This is a genomic window from Pseudomonas sp. LSJ-87, assembly GCF_032971465.1.
GTDB classification, from domain to species: domain Bacteria; phylum Pseudomonadota; class Gammaproteobacteria; order Pseudomonadales; family Pseudomonadaceae; genus Aquipseudomonas; species Aquipseudomonas putida_Z.
On the sequence record NZ_JAWJYQ010000067.1, the window covers coordinates 15,835 to 31,037 of the forward strand.

The window sequence follows — 15,203 nt, forward strand, 5'->3', positions numbered from 1 at the left end:
GCCGGCGATGAGGCCAGCAAGGCCAACAAATATTTCAGCCGGCGGGTCCAATAGAGTACTCAACCGGTAATCGGTGCCTGCAAGTGCCGGCTAGGGTAATGCTGCTCATAGACCTTGCACACCCGCAACACCTGCTCATCGGCAAAGCGCCCGGCCACCACCTGCAGCCCCACCGGCAACCCCTCGCGGGTGAACCCGCAGGGCACCGAAGCCGCCGGCTGTTGGGTCAGGTTGAAGGGATAGCTGAACGGCGTCCATTCCATCCACTGCGTCATCCCCGACCCCGGCGGCACATTGTGCCCGGCCTCGAATGCCACCAGCGGTAGCATCGGCGATACCAGCACGTCATGACGCTGGTGGAAGGCATTCATCTTCGCGATCAACTCTGCCCGTGCCTCCAGGGCCTGGGTGTATTCGCCCAGACTGATTCGCGCTCCCTGTTCTGCAATCCAGCGCAGCCCTGGGTCAAGCAGCGCTCGCTGTTCATCGCTGAACGCACTGGCCAACCGCGCCGCCCCGGCAAACCACAGGGTATTGAACGTCTCCAGCGGGTCACCGAACCCTGGGTCGACTTCCTCAACCTGTGCGCCCAGCCGTGCCAGGCGCTGCACGGCCTGGGCCACCAGTGCCTGGACCTGCTGGTCGACCTGCACGTAACCGAAGTTGGCACTGTAGCCGATGCGCAGGCCGCTCAGGTCCTGTTCCTGGCCCAGCCACGGCGCCTGCCTGGGTGCGCCGGCCAACCCGTCACGGGCATCGGGGCGGGCGACGCAGTCGAGCATCAGTACCGAATCGCCGACGGTGCGCGTCATCGGCCCCAGGTGCGACAGCACGGTCATGGCACTGGCCGGCCATTGCGGTACGTAGCCGAAGGTCGGCTTGATGCCGAAGGTGCCGGTAAAGGCGCAAGGGATGCGAATAGAGCCGCCGGCATCGCTGCCCTGGTGCAGCACGCCCAGGTTCAGCGCGGCTGCCGCCGCGGCGCCACCGGACGAGCCGCCGGCGGTCAGCCGGGTATCCCAGGGGTTGCGGGTGATGCCGTACAGCGGGTTGTCGGTCACCCCCTTCCAACCGAACTCCGGCGTGGTGGTCTTGCCCACCAACACAGCGCCGGCTTCGCGCATGAAGGCCGTGAAGGGCGCATCGACTTCCCACGGGCCTGCGCCCGAGGTAGTGCGCGAGCCCTTGCGTGTGGGCATGCCCCGGGTCAGGGTCAGGTCCTTGATCGAGGCGGGTACGCCATCCAGCCGGCCGCAGGGCTCGCCACGCTGCCAGCGCTGTTCGCTGGCGCGGGCGGCGGCGCGGGCACCTTCGCCGTCGACATGGCAATAGGCGTTGACCGCCGGGTTGTGCAGGTCGATGCGCGCCAGCACATCGTCGATCACCTCGACCGGTGACAGTTGGCGGCGCTGGTACAACTCGAGCAGTTCGACGGCGGTGAACTCGCCAATCGCGGTTTTCTGGGTCATCTCAACGGGCTCCTGGGTTGGCGGCCTGGAACATGGCGCGCAGCAGCACGTCGCAGCCATCGGCCAGGTCCTGTGGCGCGGCATTTTCGATTTCGTTGTGGCTGATGCCGCCCTCGCAAGGCACGAAGATCATCCCGGCCGGGCCCAGTTCGGCGAGGAAGATCGCGTCGTGGCCGGCGCCGCTGACGATATCCATGTGGCTCAGGCCCAGCTCCCGCGCGCCTTGGCGCACGGCGTCCACGCACTGCTCGGCGAAGTACAGCGGCGGGAAGTCGGCGGTTGGCGTCAGCTCGAAACTCAACCCGTGTCTTGCCGTGCTGGTTTCAATGGCCGCGCGTACTTCGCTGACCATGGCGGCGAGGTGCTTGGGGTCGAGGTGGCGCAGGTCGATGGTCATCTGCACCTGGCCGGGGATGACATTGCGCGAGCCCGGGTGCAGGTTCAGGCAGCCGACGGTGCCGCAGGCATGCGGCTGGTGGGCGTGGGCCACGCGGTTGACCGCAGCCACCACCTCGGCGGCACCGACCAGGGCATCCTTGCGCAGGTGCATCGGGGTCGGGCCGGCATGGGCCTCGACGCCGGTCAGTACCAGGTCGAACCATTTCTGCCCCAGGCAGCCCTGGACCACGCCAATGGTGGTGCGCTGGTCTTCCAGCACCGGGCCTTGTTCGATATGGGCTTCGAAGTAAGCGCCGACGGCATGCCCGGTGGGCGCGCGCGGGCCGGCGTAACCGATGCGCTGGAGTTCCGCGCCTACCGATAGGCCCTGGTCGTCGACCTTGGCCAGGGTCTCCTGCAGGCCGAACTTACCGGCGAACACCCCCGAGCCCATCATGCACGGCGGGAAGCGCGAGCCTTCCTCGTTGGTCCATACCACCACTTCCAGCGGGGCCTCGGTGGTCAGGTCCAGGTCGTTCAGGGTGCGCAGTACCTCGAGGCCGGCCATGACCCCGTAGCAGCCGTCGAACTTGCCGCCGGTGGGTTGGGTGTCGATGTGGCTGCCGGTCATCACTGGTGGCAGGGCCGGGTTGCGCCCCGGGCGGCGGGCGAAGATGTTGCCGATGGCGTCGATGCTGACCGTGCAGCCGGCGTCTTCGCACCAGCGCACGAACAGGTCGCGGGCCTGGCGGTCGAGGTCGGTCAGGGCCAGGCGGCATACGCCACCCTTGGCGGTGGCGCCGAGCCGGGCCAGGTCCATCAGCGATTGCCAGAGGCGATCGCGGTTGACCAGCGGGCCTTGGTCGAGCAGGTGCTGCGAGGGATCGATGCGGGTGTTCATGGTTCATCTCTCCTGAAATGACTGGGTTGCTTGTACTGGCCTCTTCGCGGGTGAACCCGCTCCCACAGGGACATCACTGCCTTCAGGTCTGCGGGCCCCTACCACCAGGAGGACGCGTTCACTGTGGGAGCGGGTTTACCCGCGAAGAGGCCAGTACAGGTAAACGAGGCCTGTATCAGGCGCTAAGGGCCAGGTAGCGGTTCTTGATGCTCGGATCCTCGCGGAACTGCGCCGCACTGCCTTGGTAGGCGACGCGGCCCTGTTCCAGCACGTAGTGGCGGTCAGCGAGGGCGTCGCAGACCATCAGGTTCTGTTCCACCAGCAGGATCGAAAGGCCTTCGTCCTTGATCCGCCGCAGAATCCTCACCAGTTCGTCGACGATCACCGGGGCCAGGCCTTCGGTGGGCTCGTCGAGGATCAGCAGCTTGGGGCCGTTGAGCAGGGCGCGGGCGATGGCCAGCATCTGCTGCTCGCCGCCGGACAGGGCGAAACCGCCGTTGCGGCGCCGTTCCTTCAGCCGCGGGAACATGCTGTACACGTCCTCCAGCTGCCAGCGGCTGTCCTTGCGAACGGCAATCCTCAGGTTCTCCTCCACGCTGAGCTGGCGAAAGATGCCGCGGTGCTCTGGCACCAGGGCAATGCCGAGCCGGGCGATATCGAAGATTTCGCGGCCGACCAGCTGCTGGCCGTTGAAGCTGATCTGCCCCTGCCGTGGGCGGACGATGCCGAGGATGCTGCGCAGGGTGGTGGTCTTGCCGGCGCCGTTGCGCCCCAGCAGGGTCACCAGTTCGCCAGCCTCGACCTTGAGCGAGACGCCTTCGAGCACATGGCTCTTGTCGTAGTAGGAATGGATCGAATCGACGTTGAGCATCAGGCGGCCTCTCCAAGGTAGGCGGTGCGGACACGCTCGTCGTTGCGCACCTGTTCAGGGGTACCCTCGACCAGGATCTGGCCGTGGCTCATCACCGTGATGCGCTGGCTGATCGACATGACGATGCTCATGTTGTGCTCGATCAGCAGCACGGTGTGGTCGCGGCCGAGGTCGCTGATCAAGTCGGTCATCACCGGGATGTCGTCGATGCCCATGCCCGAAGTGGGTTCGTCGAGCATCAGCAGGGTGGGTTTGGCGCAGATCGACATGCCCACCTCCAGCACCCGTTGCTGGCCGTGCGACAGCTCGCCGGCCAGGGTCTCGGCGCGGGCGGCAAGCTTCAGGCGCTCCAGCACCTGGTCGGCGGTGTCCCAGTGGCTGCGCTTGTGCTCGACGCTGCGCCAGAAGTTCAACGCACCCAGGCCATCGCGGCCCTGGGCGGCAAGGCGCAGGTTCTCGCGCACCGACAGGTTCTGGAACAGGCTGGTGAGCTGGAACGAACGGGCCATGCCCAGCGCCACGCGCCCGTGGGACGGCTTGCGGATGATGTCCTGGCCGTTGAACAGGATCTTGCCCGCGGTGGCCTGGCGCTCGCCGGTCAGGCAGTGGAACAGGCTGGTCTTGCCGGCGCCGTTGGGGCCGATGATGGTGTGGATGGAGCCGGCGCGAACCTTGAGGTCGACACCCGCAACCGCCTTGAACGGCCCGTAGGCCAGCTCCAGCAGGCGGGTTTCCAGGAGGTAGTCGCTCATCACAGAGTCTCCTTGGTCTTGGCCTGGGGTTTGTCATTGGCATTGCGGTTAGCCAGCAGGCGCTTGCCCAGTTCGGCCAGGCCGCCCCACAGCCCGCCACGCATGAACACCACCACCAGGATCAGGATCACCCCCAGCAGCATCAGCCAGCGCGGCCACAGCTCCGACAGCACATCGCCCAGCAGCACGATGGCGCCGGCCCCCAGCAGCGAGCCGAACAGCGAGCCGGTGCCACCGACGATGGTCATGATCAGGATGTTCTCGCTCATCATCAGGTCGATGTTCGACAGCGGCGCAAAGTGCAGCAGCATGGCGTACAGCGCCCCGGCGATACCGGTGATGGCGCCCGACAGCATGAACACCAGGATCTTGAAGTGGCGGGTGTCGTAGCCGATGGCTGCGGCGCGGGTCTCGTTTTCGCGGATGGCCAGCAGGGTGCTGCCGAATGGCGAGCGGATCACCCGCAGGGCGCCGGCAAAGATCAGCAGGAACAGCACCGCGACGAACACATAGAAGTGCCGTGGGTCGGCCAGGTCGACCAGCAAATGGCCGGCAATTTCGATGTTGGGCCGGGGCACATCGAGCAGGCCGTTGTCACCGCCGGTCCAGCCGCTGAGGGTGTAGGCCAGGAAGTAGGCCATCTGGCTGAAGGCCAGGGTCAGCATGACGAAGTAGATACCCGTGCGGCGGATCGCCAGGGCGCCTACCAGCAGCGCCAGGAAGGCACCGAACACGGCTGCGCCCAGCAGCGCGGCGAACATGCCCCACTGCAGGTGGATCATCAGCAGCGCCGCGCCATAGGCGCCTACGCCAAAGAAGATGCCCTGGCCGAACGACAGCAGGCCGGTGTAGCCGAGCAGCAGGTTGCAGGCCAGCGCCGCCAGGGCAAAGATCAGGATCTCGGTGGCCAGGGTGGCCGATGGCAGCAGCAGCGGCAGCGCCACCAGGCTGGCGACCACCAGCAACAGCAGGGCCGGGGCGCCGCCCTTGGCGACTGGCAATGGGTTTTTCTCGCTCATCTCAGGCTCTCCCGAACAGGCCATAGGGACGGACCAGGATCACTGCGGCCATGGCGCCGTAGATCATCAGGCTGGCGCCTTGCGGCCAGAGGCTGGTCATCATGCTTTGCACCACACCCACCAGCAGGCCGCCGACCAGGGCGCCGCCGAACGAGCCCATGCCGCCGATCACCACCACCACGAAGGCGATGCCGAGGATTTCCGGGCCGACGAAGGGCTGGGCGCCACGCAGCGGTGCGAACAGCACGCCCGCCACGCCGGCCAGGCCCACGCCCAGGGCGAAGGTCAGGGAGAACAGGCGGAAGATGTTGGTGCCCAGCAGCGATACGGTTTCGGTGCTTTCGCTGCCGGCCCGCACCAGGGCGCCGAAGCGGGTGCGCTCCAGCAGCAGCCACAGGCCAAGGCCGATCAGCGCGGCGAAACCGATCAGGAACAGCCGGTAGTAGGGGTAGATGAAGTCACCGACGATCAGCACCCCGCGCAGCTCCGGCGGCACGGCGATGTTCTTGCCCACCGGGCCCCAGATCAGTACCGAGGCTTCCTGGATGATCAGCGCAATACCGAGGGTGACGAGGATCTGGAAGGTGTGCGGCAGGTGGTAGATGCGTTTGATCAGCAGACGCTCGACCGCCCAGGCCAGCGCCGCCACCACCAGCGGTGCGATCAGCAGGGCCAGCCAGAAGTTGCCAGTAATGGCCACGGCGGTGTAGCACAGGTAGGCGCCCAGCAAGAAGAACGCGCCGTGGGCGAAGTTGACGAAGTTGAGCAGGCCGAAAATGATCGTCAGGCCCACGGCGATGAGGAAGTAGATCATCCCCAGGCCCAGGCCGTTGAGCAGTTGGAACAGGTACAAATCGAGCATGAGCGTGCCCTCGACAGCGCGCGGTGCGGCTGCCTGTACGAGTGTTTGTGACTGACGCCGCGGCTTCAGGCCAGGGCGCAACCGGTGTGGTCGACTTCGACGAACGAGCGGCCCGAGCTGATGACTTCGGCCAGGTCGTCCTCGTCGCGCATCTGCCCCTGGGGCTTGCCGCGCAGCAGGTAGTAATCCTTGAGCACCTGGTGGTCACCCGGGCGGATCAGTTCTTCGCCGGTCGGGCCCTGGAAGCGCATGCCCTGCAATGCCGCGGACACGGCGGCGCCATCCAGGCTGCCGGCCTTGATGATGGCTTCGAGCATGACCTTGGTGCCGATGTAGTCGGCCGCCAGCGGGTAGTTGGGGTTGATGCCATAGGCCTTGCGGGTGGCAGCGACCAGCTGCTTGTTCAGTGGGGTATCGACCTGGTGCCAGTACTGCGCGCCCAGGTACACGCCTTCGAGCACGTCGCTGCCCAGCTCCTGGAACTGGTCGAGGCCGGCGGACCACACAATCAGCACTTTCATGCGCTCCTTGATGCCGAAGTTCACTGCCTGGCGCAGGGCATTGGACGCCTGGCTGCCGAAGTTGAGCAGCACCAGCACGTCGGGCTTGGCGGCGATGGCGTTGGTCAGGTAGCCGGAAAACTCCTGCTCCTGCAGCGAGTGGTAGCTGTTGCCGATGTGTTCCACACCGAGCTCGGCGAACACCTTGCGGGCGTTGTCCAGCAGGGCATCGCCGAACACGTATTGCGGGGTGATGGTGTACCAGCGCTTGGCCTGTGGCAGCTGGTGGATCATCGGCACCAGCGTTTCGCGGATGGCGCCGTAGGTGGGCACCGACCAGCGGAAGGTCGAGGCATTGCAGTCCTTGCCGGTGATTTCGTCAGCGCCGACCGGGGTCATGAACACGCCGCCGGCCTTGTGGATTTCCTTCGACACCGCCAGTGCCGAGGACGACAGGGTGCAGCCCTGGAAGAAGCGGGCGCCATCCTGGCCGATGGCTTCCTGCACCTTGCGCACCGCCTTGCCGGCGTTGCCTTCGGTGTCGATGACCTTGTACTTGAGCGGGTGGCCGAGCAGTTGCGGGTATTCGGCGATGGCCAGGCGTGAGCCCATGTCGGCGTACTTGCCGTAGCTGGCGAAGGCGCCAGACATGGATTTGAGCCCATAGAAGGTCAATGGTTGGTCGGCGAATGCCCGGTGCGCCCCCAGGGGGAGGCTACCTAAGGCACCCAGGGCAAGGCCTGCCTTGAGCAGGGTACGTCTTTGCATGAGTAACTCCTTGGTTGTGGTTATTAGGCAGGAGTGGCAATGACAAAGCGGGTACGGCCGGGCCTGTGTGCAGGCCTCTTTCCAGGCGGATCAGTGGTGGTGTTCGAACTCCAGCAGGAAGTTGCGGGCAACCTCGCCTTCCAGCGCGGTCATGTGGTGTTCGGCGTCGCACATGTGTTCGTGCATCAGCCGGCGTACGGCGGGCTCGTCGCTGGCGCGCAGGGCGGTCAGCAATTGCTTGTGGTAGGCGATGTTGGCAGCGGCGAACTGCTGGCGCTTGGGCAGGTAGGCCTTTTTCAGCACCACCAGGTCGCGCAGCAGGTCGTTGAGGAACACCGCCATGAAACGCAGCAACGGGTTGGGGCAGCGGTCGGCCAGCAGGGTGTGGAATTCCAGCTCCGCCAGGCGCTGTTCGCGCTGGCCATCCTCGCTGTCTTCCGGGGCGCTGCAGAAGTCGATGTTGGCCTGCAGCGCGGCGTAGTCGGCTTCGCTCAGCTTGCCCATTACCGATACCGCCAGCTCCACCTCGATGACCTTGCGCAACTGGTACACCTGTTCGCCGTCCAGGTGCTGGAAGTGCAGGTAGTTGCGCAGCGCGCGGCTGGCAGGTTCGGTGCCGACTTCATTGAGGTAGGCGCCGCCGCTCGGGCCTGTGCGGGTGCTGACCAGGCCCTCGACCTCCAGGGCCTTGAGCGCTTCGCGGGCGGTTCCCTTGGAGCACTCGAAATGCTCCATCAACTCACGCTCGGTGGGCAGGCGGTCGCCGGGGTGCAGCGCTTCGGTGACGATCGAGCGCTTGACCGATTCGACGATCACATCGGACAGCTTCTGGCGCTTGCGTTTGGGTTTGAGCATTTCGCTATTTTTCATATTTATGCGGATAAATAGGATTTAGCGAGTTTTGCCGGGGTGGGTCAATGCTGGCGGCGGGGGAGGGGTCGCAAATGGTGCGAAAGGGTCGGGGAGGGATAAGTGATGTTGGGATTCACCGCACAACCTGTGGGAGCGGGTTTACCCGCGAATGCTGCAGTGAAGCTACCGACGCATTCGCGGGTGAACCCGCTCCCACAGGGTACTGTGTTCAGTTCTGGCGGCCTGGGCCCTGTTGCAGGTGCGCCTGGCTGCAATACCACTCGTTGCCCTGCTGCAGCGCCCGGTCATTGGGCAGGTGCACGCCGCAATGGGCGCAGCGCACCATCTTCAGCGGCGCATCCAGCTTCGCCTCGGGGTGCGACTGTTGGCTGGCTTTGAACTTGCGCCACAGCCAGAACGCGGCGGCGATCAGGGCGATCCAGAAAAGTAGGCGAACCATGGTGTCCAGCTTGTCGGTTGAAGAAGCCGACAGTCTAGGACGCGGCCAATAAAAAAGGGAGGCCCAAGGCCTCCCTTTCATGTACCGCTGCGTATCAGTCGAACAGACCAAAGGTCATGTAGCTGAACCAGGAGCGGTCTTTCTCGGCTTCCTTCGGCCCTTCCGGCACGATCGGGTCACCATTTTCGTCAGTCGGCAGCAGCTCACGCGGCATCTCGTCACGCGCGTCCTGGAACTGCTTGACCACGTCCTGGTTGGCGCGGGTTTCACCCGGCGGCAGCGGGGTTTCGGTTTCGATCAGGCCCAGGGTCGCCTTGGACAGCCAGCCGCGGCCGTCAGACTCGGTCTGCTTTGGCTGGAACTCGCCATCTGCCAGGCTCGGGTGGTCCGGGTAGTTGAGCTTGAGGGTTTCCAGGCTGGTGGCGGCCAGTTCGTCCAGGTGCATCTTCTGGTACGCCTCGACCATCACCGCCAGGCCGTCGCCGACCGATGGGGTTTCCTGGAAGTTCTCCACCACGTAGCGGCCACGGTTGGCGGCGGCTACATAGGCCTGGCGGCTCAGGTAGTAGTCGGCCACGTGGATTTCGTACGAGGCCAGCAGGTTGCGCAGGTAGATCATGCGCTGCTTGGCGTCGGGCGCGTAGCGGCTGTTGGGGAAGCGGCTGGTCAGCTGGGCGAACTCGTTGTACGAGTCGCGGGCAGCACCCGGGTCACGCTTGGTCATGTCCAGCGGCAGGAAGCGCGCCACCAGGCCACGGTCCTGGTCGAACGAGGTCAGGCCCTTGAGGTAGTAGGCATAGTCGACGTTCGGGTGCTGCGGGTGCAGGCGGATGAAGCGCTCGGCAGCCGACTTGGCAGCCTCTGGCTCGGAGTTCTTGTAGTTGGCGTAGATCAGCTCGAGCTGCGCCTGGTCGGCATAGCGGCCGAACGGGTAGCGCGACTCCAGGGCCTTGAGCTTGTTCACGGCGCTGGTGTAGCTGGAGTTGTCCAGGTCAGCTTGCGCCTGCTGATACAGCTCGGCCTCGCTGAGGTTCTCGTCAATCACTTCTTTATTGGAGGAACAGGCCGCGGTGAGCCCGAGGATGGCGATCAGCAGCAGGTGTTTCACTTGCATGGCGGCTTGCGTCCCTTTGACGGCCGCTGTCTTGGGCGGTGCCGTCCTGTTATGATGAGCGCCCCGGCCAACCCCGGGACAAAAGAAGTCGTATTTAACCACAAGCTCGCAGCCGAAACCAAAGGCTGTGCGCCCGCCGAATCGAGCATGTCCGAGATCATTCAACTTAGCGCAGAGGTCCCGTCCGAACTGGGCGGTCAACGCCTCGACCAGGTCGCCGCCCAATTGTTCGCCGAGTACTCGCGTTCCCGGCTGACTTCGTGGATCAAAGAAGGCCGCCTGACGGTCGATGGTGCCGTGGTGCGCCCTCGAGACCTCGTCTATGGTGGCTCGCAACTTGTCCTGGAGGCCGAGCAAGAGGCCCAGGGCGAGTGGGTCGCCGAAGATATCGAGCTGGATATCGTCTACGAAGACGACCATATCATGGTGATCAACAAGCCTGCCGGGCTGGTTGTGCACCCGGCCGCCGGGCATGCCAGCGGGACTTTGCTCAATGCACTGCTGCACCACGTGCCTGACATCGTCAACGTACCGCGTGCCGGTATCGTCCACCGCCTGGACAAGGACACCACCGGCCTGATGGTGGTGGCCAAGACCTTGCAGGCGCAGACCCGGCTGGTCGAGCAGATGCAGGCGCGCAAGGTCAGCCGCATCTACGAGTGCATCGTGATTGGCGTGGTCACTGCCGGCGGCAAGATCGATGCCCCGATCGGCCGCCACGGCGGCATGCGCCAGCGCATGGCGGTCACCGACGGCGGCAAGCCGGCGGTCAGCCACTACCGTGTGCTCAAGCGCTTCCGCTCGCACACCCACGTGCGGGTCAAGCTGGAAACCGGCCGTACCCACCAGATTCGCGTGCACATGGCTCACGTTGGCTTCCCGTTGGTCGGCGACCAGACCTACGGCGGGCGCTTCCGCATTCCGCCGGCAGCCAGCCCGACCATGGTCGAGGCGGTGAAAACCTTCCCGCGCCAGGCACTGCATGCGCGCTTCCTGGCATTGGCCCACCCGATTACCGGTGAAGTCATGAAGTGGGAATCGCCGCTGCCGGATGACTTCGTCTGGTTGCTGTCGCTGCTGAACCAGGACCGCGAGAGCTTTGTCGGATGAGTGACCTGACGCAGTCGCTGCTGTTCCCCGACTGGCCGGCCCCGGCCTCGGTGCGCGCCTGTGTCACCACCCGCCTGGGCGGCATCAGCCTGCCGCCCTATGAAACCTTCAACCTTGGCGACCATGTAGGGGACGACCCTGCCGCGGTGGCCGAGAACCGTCGTCGCCTGGGCGACGAATTCGCCATCCAGCCGGCCTGGCTCAAGCAGGTGCATGGGCTGGTGGTGGCGGATGCCGACCCGGCCGTGGTGGCCGAGGCCGACGCCAGCTGGACCGACCAGCCTGGCATTGCCTGCACCGTGATGACTGCCGATTGCCTGCCTGCGCTGTTCTGCGACCGGGCCGGTACCCGCGTGGCCGCGGCGCATGCTGGCTGGCGCGGGCTTGCCGGTGGTGTGCTGGAGGCCACCTTGGATCGCCTGGCACTGCCGCCCGAAGAGGTGCTGGTGTGGTTGGGGCCGGCGATTGGCCCGCAGGCGTTCGAAGTGGGGCTGGAGGTGCGTGATGCCTTTACGGCGGTGCACCCTGAAGCGGCCAGGGCCTTTGTCGATGGTGCCCGGCCGGGCAAGTTGATGGCCGACATCTATGAGCTGGCGCGTATTCGTTTGGCGGCGCGCGGGGTGACTGCTGTTTACGGCGGTGGCTTGTGCACGGTCAGCGATGAGCGGTTCTTCTCCTATCGCCGTACCCCTCAGGGGGGGCGCTTTGCTTCCCTGGTGTGGCTGGAGCCGCGCTAGCCTGCACCGGCCTCTTCGCGGGTGAACCCGCTCCCACAGGATAATCACAGACCCTGAGAGCGGAGCAGTACTTGTGGGAGCGGGTTCACCCGCGAATGGCCCAGCACTAATCCAACAGGTTGACCCCGGTCAACCCCGCTACGCTTGAATCTTCCAGAATCAGCCTTATCTATAAGGTCATCTCAGGCAGGTTTCTTCATAAACAGGCGCTGTCCATCGCTCCGACCTGCCCTTTAAAGGAAGGTATCCCATGCGAATAGACCGTTTGACCAGCAAGCTGCAGCTTGCAATATCCGATGCCCAATCCCTGGCCGTTGGCATGGACCATCCTGCCATCGAGCCCGTGCACCTGTTGCAGGCACTGCTCGAGCAGCAGGGCGGTTCGATCAAGCCGCTGCTGATGCAAGTAGGCTTCGACATCAACAGCCTGCGCCAGGCGCTGGTGAAAGAACTCGACCAGCTGCCGAAAATCCAGAACCCCACCGGCGACGTGAACATGTCGCAGGACCTGGCGCGCCTGCTCAACCAGGCCGACCGCCTGGCCCAGCAGAAGGGTGACCAGTTCATTTCCAGCGAACTGGTGCTGCTGGCCGCCATGGACGAGAACAGCAAGCTCGGCAAGCTGTTGTTGAGCCAGGGCGTGACCAAGAAGGCCCTGGAAAATGCCATCAACAACCTGCGCGGCGGCGCGGCCGTCAACGACGCCAACGCCGAGGAATCGCGCCAGGCGCTGGACAAGTACACCGTCGACCTGACCAAGCGTGCCGAAGAAGGCAAGCTGGACCCGGTGATCGGCCGTGACGACGAAATTCGCCGTACCGTGCAGGTGCTGCAACGCCGTACCAAGAACAACCCGGTGCTGATCGGTGAGCCTGGCGTAGGCAAGACCGCCATCGCCGAAGGCCTGGCCCAGCGCATCATCAATGGTGAAGTGCCCGACGGCCTCAAGGGCAAGCGCCTGCTGGCGCTGGACATGGGCGCGCTGATTGCCGGTGCCAAGTACCGCGGCGAGTTCGAAGAGCGCCTCAAAGGCCTGCTGAACGAGCTGTCCAAGCAGGAAGGCCAGATCATCCTGTTCATCGACGAGCTTCACACCATGGTCGGCGCCGGCAAAGGCGAGGGCGCCATGGATGCCGGCAACATGCTCAAGCCGGCCCTGGCCCGTGGCGAGCTGCACTGCGTTGGCGCCACCACGCTGAACGAGTACCGCCAGTTCATCGAGAAGGACGCGGCCCTGGAGCGCCGCTTCCAGAAGGTGCTGGTCGAGGAGCCGAGCGAGGAAGACACCATCGCCATCCTGCGTGGCCTGAAGGAGCGCTATGAAGTGCACCACAAGGTGGCCATCACCGACGGCGCCATCATTGCTGCGGCCAAGCTCAGCCACCGCTACATCACCGACCGCCAGCTGCCGGACAAGGCCATCGACCTGATCGACGAAGCGGCCAGCCGCATCCGCATGGAGATCGACTCCAAGCCGGAAGTGCTCGACCGCCTCGACCGTCGCCTGATCCAGCTGAAGGTGGAATCGCAGGCGCTGAAGAAGGAAGAGGACGAAGCGGCGAAAAAACGCCTGGAGAAGCTGACCGAGGAGATCGACCGGCTGGAGCGTGAGTACGCCGACCTGGAAGAAATCTGGGCCTCCGAGAAGGCCGAGGTGCAGGGCTCGGCGCAGATCCAGCAAAAGATCGAGCAGGCCCGCCAGGAGCTGGAGACCGCCCGTCGCAAAGGCGACCTGAGCCGCATGGCCGAGCTGCAGTACGGGGTGATCCCGGACCTGGAGCGCAGCCTGCAGATGGTCGACCAGCACGGCAAGACCGAAAACCAGTTGCTGCGCAACAAGGTCACCGAGGAAGAAATTGCCGAAGTGGTGTCGAAGTGGACCGGTATCCCGGTGGCCAAGATGCTCGAAGGCGAGCGTGAAAAGCTGCTGAAGATGGAAGAGCTGCTGCACCAGCGCGTGATCGGCCAGGGCGAGGCGGTAACCGCGGTGGCCAACGCCGTGCGCCGTTCGCGTGCCGGGCTGTCCGACCCGAACCGGCCGAGTGGCTCGTTCCTGTTCCTTGGCCCGACCGGGGTGGGCAAGACCGAGCTGTGCAAGGCGCTGGCCGAGTTCCTGTTCGACACCGAAGAGGCGATGGTGCGCATCGACATGTCCGAGTTCATGGAGAAGCATTCCGTGGCTCGCCTGATCGGTGCCCCACCAGGCTATGTAGGGTATGAAGAGGGCGGTTACCTGACCGAGGCGGTACGGCGCAAGCCATACTCGGTGGTGCTGCTGGACGAGGTGGAGAAGGCCCACCCGGATGTGTTCAACGTGCTGCTGCAGGTGCTGGAAGACGGCCGCCTGACCGACAGCCACGGGCGCACCGTGGACTTCCGCAACACCGTGATCGTGATGACCTCCAACTTGGGCTCGGCGCAGATCCAGGAACTGGTGGGTGACCGCGAGGCACAGCGTGCGGCGGTGATGGATGCGGTGGGTTCGCACTTCCGTCCGGAGTTCATCAACCGTATCGACGAAGTGGTGGTGTTCGAGCCACTGGGCCGCGAGCAGATTGCCGGCATTACCGAAATCCAGCTGGGCCGCCTGCGCAGCCGCCTGCTGGAGCGCGAACTGTCGCTGAGCTTGAGCCCGGAGGCGTTGGACAAGCTGATTGCCGTGGGTTACGACCCGGTGTATGGCGCACGGCCGCTGAAGCGGGCCATCCAGCGCTGGATCGAAAACCCGTTGGCGCAGTTGATCCTGGCAGGCAAGTTCATGCCGGGGACGGCGATTACCGCCAAGGTGGAGGGCGATGAAATCGTCTTCGGCTGATCTGTTTCACCATGAGCCCCGCATCTGCGGGGCTTTTTTTTGCCTGTGCCGTACCTGTGGGAGCGGGCATGCCCGCGAAGAGGCCCTCACAGCCCCAGCAAATCCGGGCCTTTCCGGCTTCCTGGATAACTTGCTGAAATTTTTGAAATTTTTGCTTGCATCTAAAATCGAGTGCCCCTAATATACGCCGCGTTGTCAGGCACTAAGCGAATCACCAGCAACATCGGTGACCGCAAAACAACTTACAAATCAGTAAGTTGAATGAAAAAAAGTGGTTGACAAGCAAAACGAAGAATGTAGAATAGCCGGCCTCAGCAGCGACAACGCGAAAGCGGGTAGCCAAAGAGACCGAAGCTAACACAAGCTTCGAAGCTGTAAAGATGTACCGAAGTTCAGTTCCGCGATAGCTCAGTCGGTAGAGCAAATGACTGTTAATCATTGGGTCCCTGGTTCGAGTCCAGGTCGCGGAGCCAATCTCGGGGTGTAGCGCAGTCCGGTAGCGCGCCTGCTTTGGGAGCAGGATGTCAGGAGTTCGAATCCCCTCACCCCGACCATTTTCCGGGTCGTTAGCTCAGTTGGTAGAGCAGTTGGCTTT

General features: G+C 64.5%; 13 protein-coding genes and 2 tRNA genes. 5 read left to right on the forward strand and 10 right to left on the reverse strand.

The genetic code is table 11. From position 1 onward, the window contains the following. Positions 1-59: 59 nt before the first annotated feature. The 10 genes from RYH74_RS25215 to RYH74_RS25260 all read right to left on the reverse strand — a co-directional run bounded on the left by RYH74_RS25215 (position 60) and on the right by RYH74_RS25260 (position 9,946). Positions 60-1,469 carry an amidase gene (locus RYH74_RS25215; protein WP_317410501.1) on the reverse strand — a complete coding sequence of 470 codons (1,410 nt, stop codon included), beginning with the start codon at positions 1,467-1,469 and terminating at the stop codon, positions 60-62. A gap of 1 nt (position 1,470) precedes the next feature. Then, entirely contained in the window at positions 1,471-2,748 is a 1,278-nt protein-coding gene (locus tag RYH74_RS25220) for a Zn-dependent hydrolase (protein ID WP_317410502.1), read from the reverse strand. Positions 2,749-2,923: 175 nt separating this feature from the next. Next, complete coding sequence (locus RYH74_RS25225) at positions 2,924-3,619, reverse strand: ABC transporter ATP-binding protein (RefSeq protein ID WP_047934069.1); 696 nt, start codon at positions 3,617-3,619, stop codon at positions 2,924-2,926. After that, complete coding sequence (locus RYH74_RS25230; protein ID WP_317410504.1) at positions 3,619-4,371, reverse strand: ABC transporter ATP-binding protein; 753 nt, start codon at positions 4,369-4,371, stop codon at positions 3,619-3,621. Before RYH74_RS25230 ends, RYH74_RS25225 begins: the two co-directional genes overlap by 1 nt. Continuing rightward, entirely contained in the window at positions 4,371-5,390 is a 1,020-nt protein-coding gene (locus RYH74_RS25235; protein WP_317410506.1) for a branched-chain amino acid ABC transporter permease, read from the reverse strand. The genes RYH74_RS25230 and RYH74_RS25235 overlap by 1 nt, the downstream gene beginning before the upstream one ends. A gap of 1 nt (position 5,391) precedes the next feature. Continuing rightward, on the reverse strand, positions 5,392-6,252 hold the full coding sequence (locus RYH74_RS25240) for a branched-chain amino acid ABC transporter permease (RefSeq protein WP_039614952.1): 861 nt from the start codon (positions 6,250-6,252) through the stop codon (positions 5,392-5,394). A 65-nt stretch (positions 6,253-6,317) separates the two neighbouring features. After that, the gene (locus RYH74_RS25245; RefSeq protein WP_286100992.1) at positions 6,318-7,520 is read right to left on the reverse strand and encodes an ABC transporter substrate-binding protein; all 1,203 of its coding nucleotides are present in this window, start codon (positions 7,518-7,520) and stop codon (positions 6,318-6,320) included. A 90-nt stretch (positions 7,521-7,610) separates the two neighbouring features. Beyond that, positions 7,611-8,375 (reverse strand): FadR/GntR family transcriptional regulator, encoded by a 765-nt coding sequence (locus RYH74_RS25250; protein WP_286100993.1) that lies wholly within the window; start codon positions 8,373-8,375, stop codon positions 7,611-7,613. 226 nt (positions 8,376-8,601) lie between these two features. Then, positions 8,602-8,832 (reverse strand): PP0621 family protein, encoded by a 231-nt coding sequence (locus tag RYH74_RS25255; RefSeq protein WP_046617024.1) that lies wholly within the window; start codon positions 8,830-8,832, stop codon positions 8,602-8,604. A gap of 94 nt (positions 8,833-8,926) precedes the next feature. Next, on the reverse strand, positions 8,927-9,946 hold the full coding sequence (locus RYH74_RS25260) for an outer membrane protein assembly factor BamD (protein WP_025337604.1): 1,020 nt from the start codon (positions 9,944-9,946) through the stop codon (positions 8,927-8,929). A 147-nt stretch (positions 9,947-10,093) separates the two neighbouring features. Between RYH74_RS25260 and rluD the strand changes: the two genes are divergently transcribed. The 5 genes from rluD to RYH74_RS25285 all read left to right on the forward strand — a co-directional run bounded on the left by rluD (position 10,094) and on the right by RYH74_RS25285 (position 15,162). Beyond that, positions 10,094-11,056, forward strand: a complete 963-nt coding sequence (gene rluD, locus RYH74_RS25265) for a 23S rRNA pseudouridine(1911/1915/1917) synthase RluD (RefSeq protein ID WP_025337605.1) — start codon at positions 10,094-10,096, stop codon at positions 11,054-11,056. After that, on the forward strand, positions 11,053-11,793 hold the full coding sequence (pgeF, locus tag RYH74_RS25270) for a peptidoglycan editing factor PgeF (protein WP_286100994.1): 741 nt from the start codon (positions 11,053-11,055) through the stop codon (positions 11,791-11,793). The genes rluD and pgeF overlap by 4 nt, the downstream gene beginning before the upstream one ends. Before the next feature lie 250 nt (positions 11,794-12,043). Next, a complete protein-coding gene (gene clpB, locus RYH74_RS25275; RefSeq protein ID WP_025337607.1) occupies positions 12,044-14,608 on the forward strand; it encodes an ATP-dependent chaperone ClpB in 2,565 nt (854 codons plus the stop codon). A gap of 397 nt (positions 14,609-15,005) precedes the next feature. Next, positions 15,006-15,081: transfer RNA gene (locus RYH74_RS25280), tRNA-Asn, on the forward strand. Positions 15,082-15,085: 4 nt separating this feature from the next. Continuing rightward, positions 15,086-15,162: transfer RNA gene (locus tag RYH74_RS25285), tRNA-Pro, on the forward strand. Positions 15,163-15,203: the final 41 nt, after the last annotated feature.

Excerpts from the sequence above, each read along its gene's own strand:
- RYH74_RS25215 (WP_317410501.1), bottom strand. The coding sequence starts at position 1,469 with ATGACCCAGAAAACCGCGATTGGCGAGTTCACCGCCGTCGAACTGCTC.
- RYH74_RS25220 (WP_317410502.1), bottom strand. The coding sequence starts at position 2,748 with ATGAACACCCGCATCGATCCCTCGCAGCACCTGCTCGACCAAGGCCCG.
- RYH74_RS25225 (WP_047934069.1), bottom strand. The coding sequence starts at position 3,619 with ATGCTCAACGTCGATTCGATCCATTCCTACTACGACAAGAGCCATGTG.
- RYH74_RS25230 (WP_317410504.1), bottom strand. The coding sequence starts at position 4,371 with ATGAGCGACTACCTCCTGGAAACCCGCCTGCTGGAGCTGGCCTACGGG.
- RYH74_RS25235 (WP_317410506.1), bottom strand. The coding sequence starts at position 5,390 with ATGAGCGAGAAAAACCCATTGCCAGTCGCCAAGGGCGGCGCCCCGGCC.
- RYH74_RS25240 (WP_039614952.1), bottom strand. The coding sequence starts at position 6,252 with ATGCTCGATTTGTACCTGTTCCAACTGCTCAACGGCCTGGGCCTGGGG.
- RYH74_RS25245 (WP_286100992.1), bottom strand. The coding sequence starts at position 7,520 with ATGCAAAGACGTACCCTGCTCAAGGCAGGCCTTGCCCTGGGTGCCTTA.
- RYH74_RS25250 (WP_286100993.1), bottom strand. The coding sequence starts at position 8,375 with ATGCTCAAACCCAAACGCAAGCGCCAGAAGCTGTCCGATGTGATCGTC.
- RYH74_RS25255 (WP_046617024.1), bottom strand. The coding sequence starts at position 8,832 with ATGGTTCGCCTACTTTTCTGGATCGCCCTGATCGCCGCCGCGTTCTGG.
- RYH74_RS25260 (WP_025337604.1), bottom strand. The coding sequence starts at position 9,946 with ATGCAAGTGAAACACCTGCTGCTGATCGCCATCCTCGGGCTCACCGCG.
- rluD (WP_025337605.1), top strand. The coding sequence starts at position 10,094 with ATGTCCGAGATCATTCAACTTAGCGCAGAGGTCCCGTCCGAACTGGGC.
- pgeF (WP_286100994.1), top strand. The coding sequence starts at position 11,053 with ATGAGTGACCTGACGCAGTCGCTGCTGTTCCCCGACTGGCCGGCCCCG.
- clpB (WP_025337607.1), top strand. The coding sequence starts at position 12,044 with ATGCGAATAGACCGTTTGACCAGCAAGCTGCAGCTTGCAATATCCGAT.